This window comes from Agrobacterium sp. 16-2014-1-2a (assembly GCF_053522705.1).
In genome coordinates, this window is sequence record NZ_JBNWBX010000005.1 from 20,923 (window position 1) to 42,090 (window position 21,168).

At 57.7% G+C, this 21,168-nt stretch carries 16 protein-coding genes and 1 riboswitch; of the genes, 11 read left to right on the forward strand and 5 right to left on the reverse strand.

The features are described from left to right. Position 1 precedes the first annotated feature (1 nt). Positions 2 to 1,825, reverse strand: a complete 1,824-nt coding sequence (gene thiC / locus ACQZ45_RS16155; protein WP_003516819.1) for a phosphomethylpyrimidine synthase ThiC — start codon at positions 1,823 to 1,825, stop codon at positions 2 to 4. 94 nt (positions 1,826 to 1,919) lie between these two features. After that, positions 1,920 to 2,031: riboswitch (TPP riboswitch) on the reverse strand. Between the two features lie 180 nt (positions 2,032 to 2,211). On the opposite strand from thiC, the gene ACQZ45_RS16160 reads away from it, so the two are divergent. The 5 genes from ACQZ45_RS16160 to ACQZ45_RS16180 are packed head-to-tail and all read left to right on the forward strand — an operon-like array spanning position 2,212 to position 8,000. Further along, positions 2,212 to 2,463 carry an acyl carrier protein gene (locus tag ACQZ45_RS16160; RefSeq protein WP_003492279.1) on the forward strand — a complete coding sequence of 84 codons (252 nt, stop codon included), beginning with the start codon at positions 2,212 to 2,214 and terminating at the stop codon, positions 2,461 to 2,463. Next, positions 2,463 to 3,644, forward strand: a complete 1,182-nt coding sequence (locus ACQZ45_RS16165; RefSeq protein WP_113291869.1) for an acyl-CoA dehydrogenase family protein — start codon at positions 2,463 to 2,465, stop codon at positions 3,642 to 3,644. The genes ACQZ45_RS16160 and ACQZ45_RS16165 overlap by 1 nt, the downstream gene beginning before the upstream one ends. Positions 3,645 to 3,648: 4 nt before the next feature. Continuing rightward, positions 3,649 to 4,557: an amino acid--[acyl-carrier-protein] ligase gene (locus ACQZ45_RS16170; protein WP_113291868.1), complete on the forward strand. Its 909-nt coding sequence runs from the start codon at positions 3,649 to 3,651 to the stop codon at positions 4,555 to 4,557. Between the two features lie 6 nt (positions 4,558 to 4,563). Next, entirely contained in the window at positions 4,564 to 5,547 is a 984-nt protein-coding gene (locus tag ACQZ45_RS16175; protein ID WP_003516813.1) for a DUF1839 family protein, read from the forward strand. Continuing rightward, complete coding sequence (locus tag ACQZ45_RS16180; RefSeq protein WP_113291867.1) at positions 5,544 to 8,000, forward strand: glycosyl hydrolase 2 galactose-binding domain-containing protein; 2,457 nt, start codon at positions 5,544 to 5,546, stop codon at positions 7,998 to 8,000. The genes ACQZ45_RS16175 and ACQZ45_RS16180 overlap by 4 nt, the downstream gene beginning before the upstream one ends. Here the strand turns inward: ACQZ45_RS16180 and ACQZ45_RS16185 are convergent. Next, the gene (locus tag ACQZ45_RS16185) at positions 7,971 to 9,788 is read right to left on the reverse strand and encodes a serine aminopeptidase domain-containing protein (RefSeq protein WP_113291866.1); all 1,818 of its coding nucleotides are present in this window, start codon (positions 9,786 to 9,788) and stop codon (positions 7,971 to 7,973) included. The two genes, ACQZ45_RS16180 and ACQZ45_RS16185, sit on opposite strands and share 30 nt — an antisense overlap. A 346-nt stretch (positions 9,789 to 10,134) precedes the next feature. Here ACQZ45_RS16185 and ACQZ45_RS16190 point away from each other — a divergent pair, with 346 nt between their 5' ends. From ACQZ45_RS16190 to ACQZ45_RS16205, 4 genes are all read left to right on the forward strand, one after another. Continuing rightward, a complete protein-coding gene (locus ACQZ45_RS16190; RefSeq protein ID WP_003516808.1) occupies positions 10,135 to 12,852 on the forward strand; it encodes an ABC transporter ATP-binding protein in 2,718 nt (905 codons plus the stop codon). 43 nt (positions 12,853 to 12,895) lie between these two features. Beyond that, positions 12,896 to 13,351 (forward strand): cyclic nucleotide-binding domain-containing protein, encoded by a 456-nt coding sequence (locus ACQZ45_RS16195; protein WP_003516807.1) that lies wholly within the window; start codon positions 12,896 to 12,898, stop codon positions 13,349 to 13,351. Between the two features lie 188 nt (positions 13,352 to 13,539). Then, the gene (locus tag ACQZ45_RS16200) at positions 13,540 to 14,400 is read left to right on the forward strand and encodes an MBL fold metallo-hydrolase (RefSeq protein ID WP_013636849.1); all 861 of its coding nucleotides are present in this window, start codon (positions 13,540 to 13,542) and stop codon (positions 14,398 to 14,400) included. A 209-nt stretch (positions 14,401 to 14,609) separates the two neighbouring features. Next, the gene (locus ACQZ45_RS16205) at positions 14,610 to 16,304 is read left to right on the forward strand and encodes an adenylate/guanylate cyclase domain-containing protein (RefSeq protein ID WP_003516805.1); all 1,695 of its coding nucleotides are present in this window, start codon (positions 14,610 to 14,612) and stop codon (positions 16,302 to 16,304) included. A 37-nt stretch (positions 16,305 to 16,341) separates the two neighbouring features. Here ACQZ45_RS16205 and ACQZ45_RS16210 read toward each other — a convergent pair whose 3' ends face one another. Together ACQZ45_RS16210 and ACQZ45_RS16215 are read right to left on the reverse strand one after the other, a co-directional pair. Further along, complete coding sequence (locus tag ACQZ45_RS16210; RefSeq protein WP_003516804.1) at positions 16,342 to 16,824, reverse strand: class I SAM-dependent methyltransferase; 483 nt, start codon at positions 16,822 to 16,824, stop codon at positions 16,342 to 16,344. A 79-nt stretch (positions 16,825 to 16,903) separates the two neighbouring features. After that, positions 16,904 to 18,244 carry a nucleotide sugar dehydrogenase gene (locus ACQZ45_RS16215; protein ID WP_162736206.1) on the reverse strand — a complete coding sequence of 447 codons (1,341 nt, stop codon included), beginning with the start codon at positions 18,242 to 18,244 and terminating at the stop codon, positions 16,904 to 16,906. 127 nt (positions 18,245 to 18,371) lie between these two features. On the opposite strand from ACQZ45_RS16215, the gene ACQZ45_RS16220 reads away from it, so the two are divergent. After that, positions 18,372 to 19,469: a glycosyltransferase family 4 protein gene (locus ACQZ45_RS16220; RefSeq protein WP_113291865.1), complete on the forward strand. Its 1,098-nt coding sequence runs from the start codon at positions 18,372 to 18,374 to the stop codon at positions 19,467 to 19,469. Continuing rightward, entirely contained in the window at positions 19,466 to 20,209 is a 744-nt protein-coding gene (locus tag ACQZ45_RS16225) for a polysaccharide deacetylase family protein (protein WP_113291864.1), read from the forward strand. The genes ACQZ45_RS16220 and ACQZ45_RS16225 overlap by 4 nt, the downstream gene beginning before the upstream one ends. Here ACQZ45_RS16225 and ACQZ45_RS16230 read toward each other — a convergent pair. After that, positions 20,201 to 21,163: a glycosyltransferase gene (locus tag ACQZ45_RS16230; protein WP_162736205.1), complete on the reverse strand. Its 963-nt coding sequence runs from the start codon at positions 21,161 to 21,163 to the stop codon at positions 20,201 to 20,203. The two genes, ACQZ45_RS16225 and ACQZ45_RS16230, sit on opposite strands and share 9 nt — an antisense overlap. Between the last annotated feature and the right edge of the window lie 5 nt (positions 21,164 to 21,168).

The following is a 21,168-nucleotide window of genomic DNA, read 5'->3' on the forward strand; positions in this document are numbered from 1 at the left end:
GCTACTGGCCGTCTGCCGGGGTCGCGAGCGGCATGTAAAGCTCGCCACCTTCCTTGAAGCGCGCGGCCATGGCCTCCAGCCCTTCCTTCTGCGCCTCGGCGCGGATGTCGTGGGAAATCCGCATCGAGCAGAATTTCGGCCCGCACATCGAGCAGAAATGTGCGACCTTGTGCGCCTCCTTCGGCAGGGTCTCGTCATGGAAGGAGCGCGCCGTGTCCGGATCCAGCGACAGGTTGAACTGGTCTTCCCAACGGAACTCGAACCTTGCACGCGACAGCGCATCGTCCCGCACCTGTGCTGCCGGATGACCCTTGGCGAGATCGGCAGCGTGAGCCGCGATCTTGTAGGTGATGACACCGACCTTCACGTCGTTACGATCAGGCAGACCCAGATGTTCCTTCGGCGTGACATAGCAGAGCATCGCCGTGCCAAACCAGCCGATCATCGCTGCCCCGATGCCGGAAGTGATGTGGTCGTAACCGGGGGCGATATCGGTCGTTAGCGGCCCAAGCGTATAAAAGGGCGCCTCACCGCATGTCTTCAACTGCTTGTCCATGTTCTCCTTGATCTTGTGCATCGGCACATGGCCGGGGCCCTCAATCATGACCTGGCAATCCTTCGCCCATGCGATCTGTGTCAACTCACCGAGCGTCTCCAGCTCGGCAAATTGCGCGGCGTCGTTGGCGTCGGCAATCGAACCGGGCCGCAACCCGTCACCCAGCGAGAAGGAAACATCATAGGCACGGCAGATGTCGCAGATCTCGTCGAAATGCTCATAGAGGAAGCTTTCCTTGTGATGATGCAGACACCACTTGGCCATAATCGACCCGCCGCGTGAGACGATACCGGTGACACGGTTGACGGTAAGCGGAATGTAATGCAGCCGAACACCGGCATGGATGGTGAAATAATCCACGCCTTGCTCCGCCTGTTCGATCAACGTGTCGCGGAACACTTCCCAATTCAGGTCCTCGGCAATGCCGTTGACCTTCTCCAGCGCCTGATAAAGCGGCACTGTGCCGATCGGTACCGGCGAATTGCGGATGATCCATTCGCGGATATTGTGGATGTTGCGCCCGGTCGAAAGGTCCATGACGGTATCGGCACCCCAGCGGATCGCCCAGACCATCTTCTCCACCTCTTCGGCCATGGAGGAAGTGACGGCGGAATTGCCGATATTGGCGTTGATCTTGACCAGAAAATTACGGCCGATGATCATCGGCTCAAGCTCGGGGTGATTGATGTTGGCAGGGATGATGGCGCGACCCGATGCGACTTCCTGACGGACGAACTCCGGCGTCACATAATCGGGTATCTGCGCGCCAAAACTCTCGCCATCACGAGCCAGCTTCTCCTTCGCCGCTTCGCGCCCCAGATTTTCGCGGATGGCGATGAACTCCATTTCCGGCGTGATGATGCCTGCCCGCGCATAGGCAAGCTGCGTTACGGCTTTTCCTTCCGTGGCCCTCAGCGGCTGGTGGCGCACGGCGAATTCCGGCGTCAGCCGCTCGCCGGTGGCAAAGCCGTTATCCTCCGGTTTGACGTGCCGACCGTCGTAAGCCGCGACATCGCCGCGCGCTACAACCCAGTCGTGACGCAGGCGTGGCAGACCCTTTTCGATCAGAACGTTATGCAATGGATCGGTATAGGGGCCTGAGGAATCATAGACCGTGACCGGCGGTTCGCCCGCCGTCGGGTGGACGGCGATTTCGCGCATGGGCACGCGAATATGCGGATGCAAAATTCCGGTTTTGTGGATTTTCGTGGAGGCGGGATGCGGCCCGGTTGTGACGACAAGCGGGATATTCTTGGCAACGATATTCATCATGAGGCTCCAAAGTTTGACAGTGGAGACCCAGTTCGAGCCGGAATGATGGAAAATACCGACGCGTCGGCAGCGCAAGTTACACGCAATCCGACCTTCGGTCTTTGCACCGTCCCTACGCCAGTATGAACTGGATCAGGTTCAACGGGTCACTGCGCATAAAAGCAGAATCTCAGCCCCTTGACGGGACACCCCTGGTGAATGGACACAAGAGAAAACACCGCCCGACATTTGTCAAGGGTGCTGCTGATGGCTGGCAAAGGTGGACGAACAACAAAAGCGCCGTTAGTGGTAATTAACCTAACGGTTTAGGCGAATATTATCGTTTTCAAATTAACGATAAGCACAAACCATCCTGATGTTAAATTCATGGGAGATAAGTCGGAATGAATGCGACTATTCGTGAAATACTGGCAAAATTCGGCCAGCTTCCTACCCCCGTCGATACGATTGAAAACGAAGCAGATCTTTATGCGGCGGGTCTTTCTTCCTTTGCATCGGTGCAATTGATGCTGGGTATCGAGGAAGCTTTCGATATCGAATTCCCCGACAACCTCTTGAACCGCAAGTCCTTTGCCAGCATCAAGGCCATTGAAGACACCGTTAAGCTCATTCTGGATGGTAAAGAGGCAGCCTGATGAATGTGACCGTTGCGCCGCAGGATGAAACGCTGTCCGCGCGCGCAAGCCGCGTCGCAGCAATTGCCGCCAAACACGCGGACGAGGTGGACGTCACCGGTCGCTTCCCGGAGGAAGCCGTCAAGGCGCTGAGACAAGAGCGCCTTCTCGGCATTCAGGTCCCGTCCTCTCTTGGTGGCGAAGGCGCATCCATACAGCAAATCGCCGATATCTGCGCCCGGCTTGGCCAGGCCTGTTCGGCAACCGCGATGATTTTCGCCATGCACCACATCAAGGCATCGAGCCTTGTGGAACACGGCGAGACAAGCCCATGGCATGCGGGCTTCATGAGCCGCATTGCAAGCGAACAGCTTCTGCTCGCCTCGGCCACGACCGAAGGCGGAATCGGCGGCAATCTGCGCAATTCCATCTGCGCTATCGAGGTCGAAGGAGACATTTGCCGGCTGGAGAAGGACGCCACCGTCATTTCCTACGGCAGCAATGCGGATGCCATCCTCATCACCTCGCGCGCCCACAAGGATGCCGCCCCGGCCGATCAGGTGATGACCGTCTTCCTGAAAGATCAGTACAGGCTCGAGAAGACCCATGTCTGGGACACACTCGGCATGCGCGGCACCTGTTCGGACAGTTTCCTGTTCCGCGGCGAGGCACCGGCGGTGCAGATATTCCCAAAACCATTTGCGGAAATCGCTGCGCAATCCATGCTTGCAAGCTCGCATCTTCTGTGGAGCGCCGTTTGGTATGGCATCGCGTCGGATGCGGTGCTGCGCGCGCAATCCTTCGTCAGGACGGCTGCACGCAAGTCGCCCGGTGTCACACCGCCAGGCGCTATCCACATTGCCGAAATTTCCACGAAATTGCAGGTGGTCAAATCCAACGTCATTGCGGGCGTAAAGGCTTACGAAGACACCAAGAGCGACCCGGACAAGCTGATGTCCATGGCGTTCGCGGTTGCCATGAACAATGTGAAGATCTGTTCTTCGGAAACCATTCTAGAGATCATCGACCAAGCGATGCTGGTCTGCGGCATCATGGGTTACAAGAACGGTACGCCCTACAGCCTTGGCCGACACCTTCGCGACGCGCATTCCGCGCGCCTGATGATTTCCAACGACCGTATTCTCGGCAATTCCGCCAATCTCCTGCTGGTTCACAAGCAGGACACCAGCCTCTTGGGATAAGACCATGGATATGCAAACATCGTTTCTCGATCTACTGTTCGAAGAAGGCCTGCTGATTGAAACGGGTGTCGATGGTCTTTACGGACGCAGCGGCCAGTTCGAGGACGTCATTGCCGCATTCGAACGCCTGATCGACCGCACCGGCGGCCCGGACAGTGCAGAGGCGATCCGCTTCCCGCCCGGCATCAACCGCGCCTATTTCGAAAAGAGCGGTTACATGAAAAGCTTCCCGCAGCTTGCGGGCACGGTGCATTCCTTCTGCGGTTGCGAACTTGACCATGTCAGCCTTCTCAAATCCATGGATGAGGGCGGCGACTGGACAAAGGACCAGAAAGCAACCGATATCGTGCTGACGCCGGCCGCTTGCTACCCTCTTTATCCGACCATCGCCAAGCGCGGCGCATTGCCTTCCGGCGGCGGTCTCTACGACATCCAGTCCTATTGTTTCCGCCATGAACCCTCGAAGGACCCGGCACGTCAGCAGCTTTTCCGCATGCGGGAATATGTGCGCATGGGCACGGAGAGTGATGTGACCGAATTCCGCCAGACATGGATGGATCGCGGCGTGGCGATGATGGAAGCCGTGGGCCTTGAAGTGACCATCGACGTGGCCAACGATCCCTTCTTCGGCCGCGCCGGCAAAATGCTCGCCAACAACCAGCGCGACCAGAACCTGAAATTCGAACTGTTGATCCCCGTCACATCCGCCACCAACCCGACGGCCTGCATGAGCTTCAATTACCATCAGGACGCCTTTGGCCAGAAATGGGGATTGAACCTCGACAATGGTGATGTGGCTCACACCGCCTGCGTCGGTTTCGGCCTTGAGCGCATTGCGCTGGCACTTTTTGCGCATCACGGACTGGATGTAAAAACATGGCCCGAAAAGGCCTTGAAAACACTCTGGGGCTAACCATTCATGCGGCAGATTTTCCCCGGTCTCGATCCCAAAAACTATGTGCAGCACTCGCTTCATTCGTCGGAAAGAATGTGGCCGGAGACCAATTGCTACATCGATTTGTGGATCGAGGTGCTGGCCTCGAAAGGGTTGCCGCCTGAGGCCATGTTCGGCTTCACCCTGACGCAGGATTTCGAAGGCGACCAGTTCACCTTCTTCAAGGTGCCGCTGGAAGATCTGGAAGCACTTTATGGCGTTCGAGCCACCGAACTTGCGATCTTCGACCGGGTAGAAAACCATATCGAAGCGCAGCTGGAGCGCGGTCGCATCTGCCTGATCGAGATGGACAGCTTCTATATGCCCGATACCCACGGGGTGGGTTACCGGAAGGAACATGGCAAGACCACCATCGCCATCAACCGGCTGGACCTTGCAAACCGGGAACTCGATTATTTTCATAATGCCGGCTTTTTCCACCTGTCGGGCGAAGATTTCGACGGCCTGTTCCAGCATCATCTGAGAGAGAGCGAGCCGCCCTTCCTGCCCTATACGGAATTTGCGAAATTTGCAGACAGCAACCCTTCGCCGGCGCATATCCGCAAAACGGCCGAACGGCTGCTGAAGTTTCATTTTTCACGGCGACCATCCGACAATCCGGTCAGGTCTTTTGCAGCCGTGTTTCCGGCTCAGGTCGAGAAGGTGGCAGACCGTCCGTTTGGCTTTTTCCACAAATATGCCTTCAATACGCTGCGCCAGCTCGGCGCCAATTTCGAACTGGCGGCGAGCCACCTCGAATGGCTGGACAAGAGCGAATTTGCTGAAGCGCGAGACCACGCGCTGCGCATATCCGAGGTCGCCAAGACCGTGCAGTTCCAGCTCGCTCGCGCCGTCACACGCCGTAAATTCGACGCGCTCGCCTCGGTGCTCGATCCGGCTGCGGAAGCATGGGATGGTGTGATGGAAGCCCTTGCGGCGAAATTGTCGAACACCAGCGAGGCCGCGTGAGGACTTATCTTCCGCGCGAAAGCGAAAAATTGCTGAGTGAAGGCTGGACGCTGACACTGACGTCCGCCAATGCCTGCGAAACGCCCTCGGAAATTCCCGCAACTCTTGAAAGCTTTCACGTATCCGTTCCCGGAACAGTGGCGCAAGCTCTGGAACTGGCCGGGAAATTCGACCGTTTCAATCCGACACCATTGAACGACAGGGATGCCTGGTACCGTCTGACGATGATTTCCGATGTGCGGGAGCGGGCGATCCTGCGCTTCGACGGCCTGTCGACGATTGCAGAAATCTTCCTCAACGGCGAACTGATCGCCGCCAGCCAGAGCATGTTCGAAAGGCTGGAAGTGCCGGTTGAACTGACGGGCGCGGACGAACTTTCGATCTGCTTCCGGGCACTTTCGCCAAGGCTCGAAAAAACCGGTCCCCGCGCCCGCTGGCGTCCGCAGATGATGAACACCCAAGGTCTGCGGCTGATCCGCACCACGGCGCTCGGATATATGCCAGGCTGGTGCCCGGAAATCCATGCCGCCGGCCCATGGCGACCCATCAGCCTTAGAAGACAGGCAGGCGTGCTTTGCACAGTCCGGTCCTCGCTCGACGAAACCGGGACGGGAACGGTCAACATCGCCCTGGAGGCGAACCACGACATTCCATCCGCACGGCTCACCTGCGCCGGTTACAGCACCGATCTTTCCAGAGGTGAAAACGGCGAATTCTTGGGCGAACTCCGGATACCCGATGTCGAGACTTGGTGGCCGCATACCCACGGCAGACCGGCGCTTCATGAAGTCGTTCTGGAACTGGATGGTAAGCAACACAGGCTCGGGCGCACCGGCTTCAGGCGCGTGGAGGTGGATTACGGCGAAGACGGAAACGGTTTCGGCATCCAGATAAACGGGCACCCCGTTTTCTGCCGGGGCGCAGTCTGGACGACCGCCGACATCGTGCGCCTGCCGGGAACAAGACCGGACTATGAGCCTTGGCTTCGAAAAGCTGCCGAAGCCGGTATGAACATGATCCGCATCGGCGGCACGATGGCCTATGAAACGCCGGAGTTCTTCACGCTGTGCGATGAACTCGGCATCATGGTTTGGCAGGACGCCATGCTTGCCAATTTTGATTATCCAGCAAAGGATGAGGCGCTCAGCCAGCATATCGTTACGGAAATCTCGCAGTTCCTCGAGGCGACCGCCCTTTCCCCTTCGCTGATCGTTTTTTGCGGTGGTAGCGAAATGTACCAGCAGGGCGCGATGCTCGGTCTGCCGGAACAGATATGGAAGGGAACGCTCACCGAGACAATTTTGCCCAACGTCCTGGCCGAAAAACGGCCAGACGCGGCCTATGTGGCGAATTCCCCTTCAGGCGGCGCCTTGCCCTTCTTCCCCAATGTCGGGGTTGGTCATTATTACGGTGTGGGCGCCTATTGCCGTCCGCTGGAAGATGCCCGCCGGGCCAATCTCCGCTTTGCCGCTGAGTGCCTGGCCTTCGCCAATATTCCCGAACAGGAAACGCTGGACAGACATCTTCCCGCACTGGCGGTGCATGATCCGCGCTGGAAGGCGCGCACGCCACGCGATCGCGGCGCTTCCTGGGATTTCGAGGATATTCGCGACCATTATCTGAAACTGCTTTACGACGTTGAGCCGGACGTGCTGCGTCGGGAGGATGGCGGCCTCTATCTCGACATGTCTCGTGCCGTCACTGCCGAGGTCATGGAAGCAACCTTCGCCGAATGGCGTCGCGACGCGTCCTCTTGCCGGGGCGCCCTGGTGTGGACCTTGCAGGATCTCGTTCCCGGCGCTGGCTGGGGTATCATCGATGCCACCGGCAGACCAAAATCCGTCTGGCATGCGCTGAAAAGAGCGTTTCGTCCCATCCAGGTCAGCCTTTCCGATGAAGGTACCAACGGGCTGGACATTCATGTCATCAACGAAACCGGCGACAACCTTAACGCCATGCTGGAACTGACCTGCCTGCGCGATGGCACGCAACCCGTCGTCCATGCCAAACGGCCGCTCACGCTCTCGCCGCGACAGAGCCAGACCATCGCCGCAACCGAATTGTTCGGCGCCTTTTTCGATACGACCTATGCCTATCGTTTCGGCCCGCCCTCCCATGATGTGACGGTAGCCCGGCTCCGCGATGTCGCGACCGGATCTGTCATCGCCGACGCATTCCATTTTCCTCTCGGTCGGAAAAAAGCACTGCACGCCGCCAACCTTCAGGTGGGGGTGAGCGAGGCGAACGGCATCTGGTCGCTCGAGATCGGCACGGACCGGCTGGCGCAATCCGTCCATATCACGGCGCAAGATTACCGCGCCTCGGAAAGCTGGTTCCATCTCGCACCCGGTGAAACCAGAAAAATCAACCTCCTGCCGGAGACAGTAACATCCGAAACGCCCCCTTCCGGCGATGTCGTCTCGCTAGGCTCCAGCCGGCGATTTTCCTTTTAGAGCCATCAGCTTCACCGCATCGATGTAGGCTTTTCTGGCCTCAGGCGTTGAAAGATTATGGTCGGCGTCAGGAATAATCGTCAGCGACACATTCCGGTAGGCCGAGAGGCCCCTGCCATCGGCGTTGAAATAATACCGGAAATGCTCAAGCCCGTCGTCATTGTCGCTGTAAAGCAGGCTAATGGACACATCCCTTGTCTTGAGCTTGTCGAAAGCACCGTAGACGGCACGCCCTTCCTCGCTCCCCCGGCGGGAAAGCCTTGCCGTTTTTATCGAAAGCTTCTTGAGCGTCGCCTTGGCGATATTGCGACCGGCGCTCACCACATCAACATCGCCGCTGACGAGACGCTTGAACGTAGCGCCCTGGCGAAAACGCTGGCTGTATTCCCCAAAGGACCGTGGCGGTTTGTGCAGCGCTTCATCGACCGAGCGGCCTTTCCGCCAGTGGAACACAACCGGATTAACCGCAACCACCCCGCTGATCCGGTCATCGGCAAGCGCGCCATTGAAGGCGAGGTAGGCGCCACTGCAGCGCCCAGCAGCAACGACGGGTCCTTTGCCACGCCGACTGAGAAAATCGAGCGCAGCGGCCACGTCGTCATTCTGCGCCGCATCGTAAAGAACCTGATCGGGCGCGTTTTTGACCGGGGGGCTGTCGGCAATATTGGCCGCGTCGAACCGCAGCGAAGCGATACCCTCCCGTGCGAGCAAACGGGCCGTTTGCACGGAAAGCCTGCCCCAACCCGCATGCCGGTCGTAGGCCGCGCCCAGCAGAAGGACCGAGGAGACCGCCGGCCGATCGTCAGGCTCGCAAAAAACACCGAAAAGCCGACCGGCTTCGCCAAATTGCACCGGCTGTTCCAGAAAACCGCGACCGCGCTGCGGAGTGTTGACGATGAAGTCCTCCTGCGGATCCGCCGCATCCGTGGTCTGGGTCTTGGACAGGACCCAATCCCGAAGCCGCTTCACCACATCGCCGGGTATTTTCGAGAGTGTAGGACTGGATACGAGATCGTCATATCCCTCAAATTCCGCCTCCCCCACCTCGGCACCAATCGCGGCGAGTTGTTTGGCAAAATCGCTGTCGCTCGCCCGGCCCGGTCTCGTCAGCACCAGAATGCTGCGCCCAGGAGCGGTATCCAGCTTTGCAAGATTGACCTTCTTGATAGCATCAGCAACACCCACCGGCATGGCCATGCCTGCAATTGCCCCCGCCTCCGCCATGCGCTGCCCGGGACGAAGACCAAGGCCATCGTCAATCATGGACGACCACATCGCCAGTTCGCGAAGATAGCTCCGTCCGGAGACGACGGGCGCGAGAAGCGCCATGGAACCGACGGCCGCCGCATCGGCGAGCGCCTGTATGGCGATCAGACAGCCGAGACCCTGAGCGATGACGACCACCCTGGAACAGCCGGAAAGACGTTTTAGATAATCGAGCGCCGCTCGCGTGTCGGAAAGCCAATCCGCCGCACGGTCGACATCCTCCGGATCGAGCGCATCCCCGGCGCCATGATAGTCGAATCGCAGGCTGGCGACGCCGGCCGCCGCCAGCCGTTCAGCCACAACCCGCTGAAACTTGCGAGTGCACAGTTCCTCCATGCCCCAGGGGCTGACGAAAAGAACCGCATGATCCTGTTTGACCTCTTTGCGCGCCGGGTGAAAAACACCCGTGCATCCTTGAAAAGAAACCGGATGCGCGATCGACCCATCGGATGCAATGCCCGAGAGCGACAACATGTCAGGGGACGGTTCACCGCTTGCACGCTCTGAAATATCTATCGCCATCGACCTTGCAATCACTACGCCTTTGTCGGCTCAACCATTTGCGGGATAACTATACCGGAGCGTCCTAACGTCCTGTTCTACAGTAAAACCAATAACATTAGGGAAGTCTAAAAATGTAGTCGTCTCAATATCGAATGTGGAATGCACGTTACAAAAACAAATATCGGGGATCGTGGGCCAGCCTCGGCACGGGCGCTATTTTGCTCGAAACCGCTTGAATATACTGATAAATAGCGAGTCACATACCTATTTGCAGGAGGGGATCCCGCCACCCGGCAGCCTGACCGTCTTGACACCGCGCAAACCAACACGCCGGGCCCTGCCCGACAGGTCATAGAAGTTTTATATGGAACAAAGCCTTACGCGTTATATCTGGTCGCATACGAAGCGGCAGCAGCTTTTCATTCTGCTGATCGTCGCCCTGTCCATGATCCCCTATTTCCTCGCCTTCGATCTGCCCAAACAGATCGTCAACGGGCCCATTCAGGGAGACGGCTTCGAAGGGGCAAACGCGACACAGCTTTTCATGCATCTCACGGTCGATATTCCCTATTGGGGCACCGTGACGCTCTTCCCCGGGCTCGAACTCAACCGCATGTCGATGCTGATGGCGCTCAGCCTCACCTTCCTTGCGCTTGTCGTCATCAACGGGCTTTTCAAATATTATATCAACACCTTCAAGGGCCGCCTCGGGGAGCGGCTTCTCAGGCGTATCCGTTTCGAACTTATCGATCGGATCCTGCGATTCCCGCCCACGCATTTCAAGCGGGTCAAGGGTGCTGAAATCTCCAGCATGGTGAAGGACGAGGTCGAGCCGCTGGGCGGATTTACCGGCGACGCCTTTGTGCAGCCGGCGCTTCTCGGCGGTCAGGCGCTCTCGGCACTCTTCTTCATTCTCGTGCAGAATTTCTGGCTGGGTCTGATTGCGGCTTTCATGGCCGCCATCCAGGTCGGCATCATCCCCAAAATGCGCCGTCGCCTCATCGAACTCGGGCGCCAGCGGCAGCTGAGCGCACGCCAGCTTGCCGGGCGCATCGGCGAAATGGTCGACGGCATCGGCACCATCCACGCCTATGACACCTCCAATTTCGAGCGTGCCGATGCCTCGCACCGGCTCGGCGACATCTTCAGGATCCGCTACGATCTCTACCAGTGGAAGTTTCTGGTCAAATTCATCAATAACTTCCTCGCGCAGCTCACCCCTTTCTTCTTTTATGCACTGGGCGGTTATCTCACGCTCAAGGGCAGCCTCGATGTCGGGCAGCTGGTTGCCGTCATCAACGCTTATAAGGAACTGCCAGGACCGCTGAAGGAGCTGATCGACTGGGATCAGGCGCGTCAGGATGTTCAGGTAAAATACGAGCAGGTCTTCGAGCAGTTCGATGCGTCGAACATGATCGATGACAAGGTGCAAAAACTGTCACCGGGAGCAGTCGCGGCAATTGCCGCACCGATCGTCGTCAGCAATCTCACGCTGGAAGACGATAGCGGCAGCCGGCTTCTGGAACAGGCATCGTTGAAGATCGAGGCAGGCGAGGTGATCGCCATCGTCGGTGGATCGGGAGCAGAGGCGCTCGCGGATGCTATCGGCCGCACGCTCTGGCCGACTTCCGGCAAGGTGAGCATCAACGACGTCGACATATTGGAATTGCCTGAATCGCTGACGGGCCGGCGCATCTCCTATGTGTCCTCGGACAGCTATTTTTTCCACGCCAGCCTGAAGGACAATCTGCTTTACGGTCTCAAGCACGCACCGCTTGTCGAAAAGCAATACGAAGGTGCAGCGCTGGAACACCGCAAATGGGAGATCCGCGAAGCCAAGCTTGCGGGCAATCCGACGATCGACATCAACAGCGAATGGATCGACTACGCTTCAAGCCCGGCCGGTGACGGCAAGCCGGAAAACCTCATCCAGGCCGTTCTGGCTGTGCTCGACAGCGTGGAACTTTCACAGGATATTCTGGAATTCGCGTTGCGCTCGACGATCGACCCTTTGACCGACCTGCATCTTGCGGCCCGCATTGTGGAACTGCGACATGTCCTGCGCGCCGAACTGGAAAAGGAGAACCTGAGCGGCCTCATCGCTCCGTTTGAGCTGGAGAGCTACAACAGCGAGGCTACCGTGGGCGAGAACCTGTTATTCGGTACCATGCGCGACTCATCACAGTCGATCAGGACCGTCATCGAAAGCGAATATTTCCGTTCGCTGATGCGCGAAACCGGCCTCGTCAAAACCCTGTTCGAAATGGGGTATACGATTGCCGAAAACATCGTGGAAATCTTCGCCGACCTGCCGGGTGACCACCCCTTCTTCCAGCAGCTGACATTCATGACGCCCGACGATGTTCCGGTCTATCAGCAAATGCTGCAGCGTCTTCAGAGCCGGAGTTTCGACGAGGCCAATGAAAGCGAAAGACGCGCGATGCTGCGGCTGAGCTTCTTCTACATTGAGCCCCGGCAGCGTTTCGGCCTTCTGTCACCGGAAATCATGAACCGGATCGTTGAAGTCCGGCACATGTTCCATGAAAACCTGCCGGACAGCCTGAAGAACGTGATCGAAATCTACGATCCGACGAAATACATGAGTGCCACCAGCCTTCTGGACAATATTCTCTTCGGCAAGGTCAGCCATCGTTATACCGACGCATCACGGCGCATCACCCACATCGTGGCCGAGGTCATGCGCAAGCAGGGCGTCTATGAGCGTGTGCTTGCGGTGGGTCTGGATTTCAACCTCGGCGCCGGCGGCAAGCGGCTCGGGCCACTCCAGCGGCAGAAGCTCAATCTCGCAAGGGCGCTGATCCGCAAGTCCGACTATTACGTCTTCAATCGCCCCCTTCCCGGCCTCGATCCGCGGCAACAGGAGGAAATTGTCGAACGGGTCATCACATTCCTGAAACAGAACAATAATAACCCGGCGATCGTGTGGGTTCTGTCGAATGCGACGCTCTCGCGCATGTTCGACCGGGTCATCGTCGTCCATCAGGGCCTTATCAGCGCTGATGGAAGTTACGAGACTCTTGCGCAGGAAAACGGTACATTCAAGGATATGGTCGCAACATAAATCCAAGAAAGTGACCGAGGTGGAACAAGAACAGGGTAAGGCAATGCTTTTCAAAGACGAAATTCAAATGCTGAAACGCGTCCCGTTTTTTTCGGAAATGGAACCGTCGAAGCTCAAACTTCTCGCATTCGCATCCGACCGCGTGTCCTATCACACCGGCGACATGCTGTTCCGGCAGGGAGATGTCGGCGATGCGGCCTACGTCCTTTTGACCGGCAAAGTGGATGTTCTGGTCGATTCTCCGTCGGGCACGTTAAAAGTGGCCGAAATGACCGGCAATGCGATCGTCGGTGAAATCGCCATTCTCTGCGACAGCGTCAGAACCGCAACCGTGCGCGCCTCCACCAACGTGGAAGCCCTGCGTATCGGCAAGGAACAGTTCTTCAAGCTCATGTCCGATTTCCCTGACATTACCATCAAGGTCATGCGCGTTCTTGCCGAACGTCTCACCCAGACGACGACGGAGCTTAGCAAAGCGCGTGCAAACGCGAGAACATGAGCCGCAATTTCCTGCTACCGTGGATGGCGATGTTGGAAAAATAAATGTCGCACCATTGCAATATAAATGAAATGCTGACTGAATAAGGGTAAGGGCGTCCGCCAAAAGAGAGCGGATACAATAATCTGTAGAGACAACGGGCTTCATGGGAGGAAGCGTGCAAGATTCCGTTGTAATCGGGGTGTGTCATGGCGTTCGATTCCGACATAGTAAGTCGGGAAGGTAATAAAGATTTTCGGGTAAAGATCTGGGGTGCGCGGGGAACGCTTCCTGTTTCAGGTGAAAACTTCCGAAAATATGGCGGGAATACCATCTGCATCGAGGTACGATGCGGAGATCATGTTCTTTTGTTCGACGCGGGTTCGGGGTTACACCCTGCTGGTCTGGCGTTGCGGGCGGAAGGTATTACCGACGTCAACCTGTTCTTTTCTCACTGCCATTACGACCACATCGTCGGCTTTCCCTATTTCAAGCCGTTCTACAATAGCTCCAACGATGTCGCCATCTGGTCGGGTCATCTTGCCGGCACCATGACAACGCGGGAAATGCTCAAGGACTTCATGAGCCCGCCATGGTTCCCCGTACCGCTGGAAGTCTGTTGCGCAAAAATGGCAACCCGTGACTTTATGCCGGGCGACGTCCTGGATGTTCATCCGGGCCTCTCGATCCGAACTGGAATGCTCAATCATCCGGGCAACGCCATCGGGTATCGCCTGGACTGGGCGGGAAAGTCATTCGCCATCATCACAGATACCGAACATGAACCGGGCAATATCGACAAGAACGTGCTTGATCTGATCAAGGACGTCGATCTCTTCCTCTACGACGCCATGTTTACCGATGAGGAGATGGCCCTTTATCGCGGTTATGGCCATTCGTCCTGGCAGGAGGCGATCCGCCTTGCCAAACTGGCAGGCGCAAAAAATGTCGGCTTCATCCACCACGCCCCAAGCCGCAGCGACGATGAGCTGGACGATATCGAAAAACAGGCAAAAGCCCAGTTCAGCGGTGCATTCGCGACAATGGACGGCCAGATCATCGACCTCTGATCGCGGTCACAAATCTCGTGTTGCTGGCCTGCGTTTGACGCTTTTTTGAAGCCTGATTTGTATCATGCGGCGAACAGACGTTCGAACACGCACAATTGACCATCGCCGGCCCATTGCTCCACGATATTGCCACGAGATACCCTGCATTAAAGACACCAGAGCACACTTAATGATGATTCTGCGCCAAATGACCGCATGATGGGATTTGCATGATCCGTTTCTTTTCGGAGACCAATTTGAGACGCGCCCGGATCTTGTCCGGCCTCATAATTTTTGCCTTTGTATTTTCCCATCTTTTCAACCATTCGCTCGCTCTCATCTCCATCGATACCGCCGAGCGGGCGCGAAAATGGTTCAGCCTGATCTGGCTCAATCCCGTCAGCAGCCTGCTGTTTTATGGGTCGGTTGTGGTGCACGTCTGTCTTGTCCTGCGCTCGCTTTATCAGCGCCGAACATTGCGCATGCCCCTTCGCGAAGCGCTGCAAGCCATACTTGGCCTGTCGATCCCGTTTTTGATCATCAGCCACGCCGTCAATATTCGCGTGTCGCACATGATCTACAACATCGACGTGGGATATTACTCGGTCGTTCGCCGGCTCTGGATCAACAACCCCATGGCCGGCGCGTGGCAAAGCCTCGCATTGATCGTGATCTGGACCCACGGGTGTATCGGCCTGTTTTTCTGGTTGCGTTACCGGGACTGGTATCCCAAAATTGCCGGGATATTCATGACTGTGGCGGTGATGCTGCCTTTGTTGGCGCTTCTGGGCTTCAGCGATGCCGGCCGCTGGCTGGAGGAGGTGGACAGAAAATACTCACTTCCTCCCGGGCTTGCAGATACCACCGTTCAAAGAGACGACATACCGTTACAACGGGAGATGGAGACGCGTATCCGTTTCGTTACCGACGCAACGGAAGCGATTTTTGTCGGCGCGGTCATGCTGGTGTTCGTCTTGCGCGGCGTGCGCAGCTGGCGACAGAGATCGACGGCTATCGAAATCCGTTATGAGCATGGCGCGCAAGCGCGCGTCCCTGCCGGGCTCAGCATTCTGGAGGCCAGCAGACTCGCGGGCGTACCGCATTATTCCGTATGCGGCGGCAAAGGACGCTGTTCGACCTGCCGGGTCAGGATTGTCGAAAGCAAAGGCCCGCTTCCGCCTCCTGGAGATATCGAACAAACCACTTTGAGGCGCATCCATGCCGATTCAGATGTGCGGCTCGGCTGCCAGTTGCGGCCCACCCAGGATATTGGAATAGCGCTTCTGGTATCGCCGCCCCAACAGAGTGACCTGCCAGCGGATGCGCAACCGGCCCGGCCGGGCAAGGAAGAGGAGATCGCCATCCTCTTTTGTGATATCCGCAATTTCACCGCGCTTTCCGAGGCGAAACTGCCATATGACGTCGTGTTTCTTCTAAACCGCTACTTCACCATCGTCGGGCAGGCCGTAGAACAGGCCGGAGGACATCTCGACAAATTCATCGGTGATGGCGCCATGGCTCTTTTCGGACTTGGCGACGATGCAGAAAATGCCTGCCGCAACGCCATGAAGGCCGCCGCTATCATATTGCGGGAGCTTTCAATCCTGAATGAGGGACTGGAAAAACAATTTGCTGTCCGGCTGGAAGTGGTAGTAGGGATCCACGCCGGCCCGACGATCGTCGGCGTCATGGGCTATGGCGCAGCGAAAACCCTGACCGCCATCGGCGACACCGTGAATGTGGCGAGCAGGCTGGAATCCAAGGCCAAGGAATTCGGCGCCGCCATTGTCGTTTCCGAACCCGCCATCATTCAGGCGGGACAGGAGATTGCCGATTTGCGAAGCGAAAAAATCGCCATTCGCGGGAGAAACTCGCAAATGAAAGTTTTCCTGCTCTCGAAAGAAGAGAGCGAGCGCTACCTATAAGGCAACCCCGGCGCTCTCTCTGACGGGCCATCCGGCCTCAAATCTTGCGATAGAGAAAATAACGGTCGGTCGGCACGCTTTCCGGCACCGGCAGAGGCTTCAGCATGGGATGATCCAGAGGCAGACCGCTGACCGCAACGCCGCCTTTTGCCAGCATGCCCGCGGCAAGGTCCGGCAGCCATGTCAGGGTAATGGCATCCTTTTCCGGGTAGCCCGTGCCGATATCGGCATGCACCATGGCCGCCTCCACACCGATGAAGGCGGGAGCGGTTTCCGATATTTCACCGATGACGAGATCTTCCTGCGCCGGAACAGACGAGGCGTGCGCGCCCATGGCCCTGTCGAAGGCAACGATACGGCGTTGCGGAAACAGTTCGCGCAAATGATTGAACGTGCGCCCGTTTCCAAGGCCTATTTCCATGATCGCGCCTTCGTCAGGCAGATCGAGATCGGCCTTGACGTGGTTGAGGATATCGCGCTGCGCGGTCAACCGGCGAATGAAACTGTCCAATCTGCTCATAGTCCGTCCGTTCATGAATTCCGGGCATTTTCAGTAAAAGCTTATGGCGATTTTGCTGGAAATGTCCGGGAGAAGCCGATCAGGCCTTGATGATGTGTTTTGCGGCGATATCCCGACGTGCGAAGACGTTTCGCGTATCGATAATCAGCGGCGACCATTCGCAAAGAGCGGCATAGTCCACATTGTCGTGATCGGTCGCGACCAGAACAGCGTCAAAGGCGCTGACGGTCTGCTTGTCCCAAGCCACGGATTTCATGCCCATCAGGTGGCTATATTCCCGGGTTTTCGGGATTTCTGCCACGTGCGGATCATAATAGGCCGCTTCGCCGCCGCGCTCCTGAATAAGTTCTATGAGTTTCAGCGAAGGACTTTCACGAATATCGGGCACATTCTTCTTGTAGGCGAGACCGACCACCAGCACCTTGGAGCGGCTGAGCGCCTTGCCGGAACGGAGGTCGAGGGCTTCCGCAACCCGTCCGATGACATGACGCGGCATGCCGGTGTTGATCTCGCCGGCGAGCTCGATGAACCTCGTCGGCAACTCGTACTCCCGCGATTTCCAGGTGAGATAGAAAGGATCGATCGGTATGCAGTGGCCACCAAGACCCGGGCCGGGATAAAACGGCATGAAACCGAACGGCTTGGTTTTCGCCGCGTCGATCACTTCCCAGATGTCGATGCCCATGGCCTCGTAGACGACCTTGAGTTCATTGACGAGCGCGATATTGACAGCACGGAAGACGTTTTCGGTGATTTTCACCGCCTCGGCCGTGGCGTTTGTCGAGACTGGAACGATCTTCTTGACCACTGAGCCGTAGAATGCCGCCATCAGTTTCCCGGCAGCCTCGCCATCGCCTGCAACGACCTTTGGAATGGTCGAGGTCTCGAAGTCGCGATTGCCGGGATCTTCCCGCTCGGGCGAAAAACCGATGAAGAAGTCGACGCCGGAGACAAGTCCGGTAGCTTCCAGAATGGTCTTCACAACTCCGTCGGTCGTGCCGGGATAGGTGGTCGATTCCAGCACCACAAGCTGCCCCCTGCGCAGATGCGCGGCAATGTCCCGGCAGGTCTTTTCGACATAGGAGAGGTCCGGCTCGCGATATTTCGTCAGGGGCGTCGGCACGCAAATGGCAATCACATCGCATTCAGCCAGTCTGGAAAAATCAGACGTTGCGATGAAGCCATCATCGCGCCTGACGCTTGCCAGCACCTCGTCCGAAACCGCCTCGATATAGCTGCGGCCGGCATCGATCGCGACCATTTTACCGGGATCGATATCGAAACCGACGACCTTGAAACCGGCCTTGGCGATCGTGATGGCTAGCGGCAGACCGACATAGCCAAGGCCGATCACCGCCGCTTTGGCGCTCTTGTTTTCGATGCTGGAAAGCAGGTTCTGGGAAACGACTGGGGAAGTCAAAGCGTGTCACGCTCCGCGCATGTGCAAAAGATGCCTTTCAGTTGGGCAAGAATGGTCAGGCTGTCAAGGCTCGGCCCTCTCAAATTCCGGTTGACGCCGGAGCCATGGGCGACGCACAACCATCCGGATGAGGATCGCTTTTTATTCACCGCTCAAATCGCCCAACCATCCCGTTCCCTCCGGAGACCGGCTGATGGCCCGCCTGCTGATGAAGGCGATGGCGATGGGCGGCCACGATGTTTCCGTCGCTTCCGAGCTGCGCAGCTTTCTCAAACAGGCTGACGATCCGGCGAGGTCCTTGCTTGCCGATGTGGCGACGCACGAAATCGAGACCATGACGGAGCGCTGGCAGCGGGAAGGCGCGCCGGATCTGTGGTTTTGTTATCACCCCTATTACAAGGCCCCGGACTTGCTCGGGCCGGAAATAAGCAGACGTTTCGGTATTGCCTACGTCACCGCCGAGGCCTCCTATTCCCCCAAGCGCAATGGCATGGGCTGGCAGGCGGTTCAGGACGAGTTACTGGCCGCATTGAACGCTGCCGCCATCAATATCTGCTTCACCGCGCGTGATCGCGACGGGCTTGTCCGCGCCTCTCCCGCACTCCGCTCGGCGATGTTGGCGCCCTTTATCGATGCGAGTAATTTTCTTGAAATTGCTCCGCGCCCCACACCGGGAAAACTCATCACCGTCGCCATGATGCGGGCGGGCGACAAGTTCGACAGCTATCGCGCGCTTCGCGAAGCGCTTGCGCTGTTGCCTCAGGACTTGAACTGGACATTGGATATCATCGGCGACGGGCCGGAACGCGCTGCCGTACAAGCCATGTTCAGCTCTTTCCCCGATCGCCGTCTTGTCTGGCACGGAGAAAAAAACGCAAACGAAATCGCAGAACTTCTTTCAAAAGCATCGGTTTACGTCTGGCCGGGGCATGGCGAAGCCTACGGTCTCGCCTATCTCGAGGCACAGGCTGCGGGCCTGCCGGTTATCGCCGAAGCGGTGGCCGGCGTCCCCGAAGTGGTAAAATCCGGAACCACCGGATTACTGACACCGGAAAATGATACAGCCGCCTATGCTGGAGCAATCGAAACTCTGCTCGGCGATGACAAGCGGCGGGAGGAATTGGCAAGGGCAGCCCGCCAGTTCGTAAAAAATGAACGATCTCTGGAAAACGCCGCAAGAGAACTGAACGATATCCTGTTGCGAGCAAAGGCACGAACATCATGAGTCTGGAAACACTCGTAGCGGCACTGGATGAATGTGGACGACGCGGCATAACGGCCGATCTCTGGCTCAGGGACGACGATGCGGTGGAACCGACACCGGCGCTCGACACGCTGCTCGATCTTTGCAGCAGCTTTTCCGCGCCGGTCACGCTTGCGGTTATCCCCGAGATGACGACGGACAAGCTCGCGCAGCACCTGGATACGACTGACATTGCCCATGTCGCCGTGCATGGCTGGTCCCATACGAACTATGCCACCGAGAAAGAAAAGAAACAGGAACTCGGATCACACCGTGATCTGTCCATCGTTCTCGACGAGTTGCAATCCGGGCTGGAAAAACTGCACGATCTGCATGGCAGGCGTTTCGTGCCTATGCTCGTTCCGCCGTGGAACCGCATAGATGCCAATGTGGTGCAGGGACTGGCGGACCTCGGATATCGAGCGCTTTCGGTTTTCGGCCCGGAGAAAGACGCCGTGCCACCTTGCCTGAACACCCATGTCGACGTGATTGACTGGCACGGCAGCCGCGGTGGGCGCGAACACGAGATCCTTTTCGCCGAGACCGCCGCCCGCATCCTGCAGACTGCGGAGCACGGCGGCACGACCGGCATCCTCACCCATCATCTCGTGCATGATGACAACGTCTGGCGTTTTCTGAAACGGCTGTTCGAAATTACAGGCAAACATCCTGCCGCGCGCTGGCGCTCCTCGGCAGAACTCGTCAACCAGATATCACCATGACTTCCAGGCAATCAGCAAACCACGCGTCTTGGTGGCAAGTTCGCGCCTGACAGCTTCAACCTCCTGCAACGCGGCGCGATCGGCAAGAGAAGCGGCAACAAACCCCGCCGGCGCAAGGCTGATGCTCCCAGCCCGAGCGATGACGGTAAAGATCAGCGGACCCGTCGACCACCAGGCTGGCGCACGCGGCATTTCCTCAAGAATCCTCGGAAACGCCTCCAGCATCCTGCGGAAGACCGGATGGCCAGCAGGTGTCGCAATGAAAGAGTTGGCAAGAAGCATGCTGCCCTGCCCGGTATCGCGCGGCGTTTCTTCATCGAACGCCGTCAGCCCTACCAGTGGCAGGAAAGCATCGAAACTCGCATCATCCCGCGCCGGATACCAGTCGCAATCAAGATAGATGCCACCAAAACGCTCCAGCACGACATAGCGGGCCACATCGACAGCGCCGGGATAATCGCCGTCTTCCAGCATCGTCCTGAAGACGTCATTCGAAAACACGCCTTCCCGCTCAAGATCGGCCTCCCGCCAGAGGCGATATTCGTAACCATGCGAGGCGGCATGGGCGGCCCAGGCCTTGACCGATACGGGCGGGGCCTTGTCTCCGATCCAAATCTGGTGGATGCGCCTCGGCACGTCCTCCCTGCTTTTCAGATTGATAGCGCGGTGTTCCTCCGGGGAAAAATGCGCATATTTCGCAAGCACCTGCGGCGGCGGAACCAGCGTATATTGATAGCCGATCCTCGCGACCACATCGCCTTCAGCCTTGGCAAGACGCAGCCGTGCCGCATGCAGCCTGCGCGGCAGACCGAGCACTGTCCGCTCACCCATCAGGTGCCCGTCCTTTACTGCAACCAGCGATAAGAGAAGCGCATGCGCTTCCGCATATTGTCCTTGGTTTTGCAACTGCCGGGCTCTATCCAGCTGGGCATCGTAATATTTCTTGTCGGACATGGATC

Bases quoted from the DNA above. Each gene is read 5' to 3' on its own strand.
- thiC (WP_003516819.1), bottom strand. From the start codon at position 1,825: ATGAATATCGTTGCCAAGAATATCCCGCTTGTCGTCACAACCGGGCCG.
- ACQZ45_RS16160 (WP_003492279.1), top strand. From the start codon at position 2,212: ATGAATGCGACTATTCGTGAAATACTGGCAAAATTCGGCCAGCTTCCT.
- ACQZ45_RS16165 (WP_113291869.1), top strand. From the start codon at position 2,463: ATGAATGTGACCGTTGCGCCGCAGGATGAAACGCTGTCCGCGCGCGCA.
- ACQZ45_RS16170 (WP_113291868.1), top strand. From the start codon at position 3,649: ATGGATATGCAAACATCGTTTCTCGATCTACTGTTCGAAGAAGGCCTG.
- ACQZ45_RS16175 (WP_003516813.1), top strand. From the start codon at position 4,564: ATGCGGCAGATTTTCCCCGGTCTCGATCCCAAAAACTATGTGCAGCAC.
- ACQZ45_RS16185 (WP_113291866.1), bottom strand. From the start codon at position 9,788: ATGGCGATAGATATTTCAGAGCGTGCAAGCGGTGAACCGTCCCCTGAC.
- ACQZ45_RS16190 (WP_003516808.1), top strand. From the start codon at position 10,135: ATGGAACAAAGCCTTACGCGTTATATCTGGTCGCATACGAAGCGGCAG.
- ACQZ45_RS16195 (WP_003516807.1), top strand. From the start codon at position 12,896: ATGCTTTTCAAAGACGAAATTCAAATGCTGAAACGCGTCCCGTTTTTT.
- ACQZ45_RS16200 (WP_013636849.1), top strand. From the start codon at position 13,540: ATGGCGTTCGATTCCGACATAGTAAGTCGGGAAGGTAATAAAGATTTT.
- ACQZ45_RS16205 (WP_003516805.1), top strand. From the start codon at position 14,610: ATGATCCGTTTCTTTTCGGAGACCAATTTGAGACGCGCCCGGATCTTG.
- ACQZ45_RS16210 (WP_003516804.1), bottom strand. From the start codon at position 16,824: ATGAGCAGATTGGACAGTTTCATTCGCCGGTTGACCGCGCAGCGCGAT.
- ACQZ45_RS16220 (WP_113291865.1), top strand. From the start codon at position 18,372: ATGAGGATCGCTTTTTATTCACCGCTCAAATCGCCCAACCATCCCGTT.
- ACQZ45_RS16225 (WP_113291864.1), top strand. From the start codon at position 19,466: ATGAGTCTGGAAACACTCGTAGCGGCACTGGATGAATGTGGACGACGC.
- ACQZ45_RS16230 (WP_162736205.1), bottom strand. From the start codon at position 21,163: ATGTCCGACAAGAAATATTACGATGCCCAGCTGGATAGAGCCCGGCAG.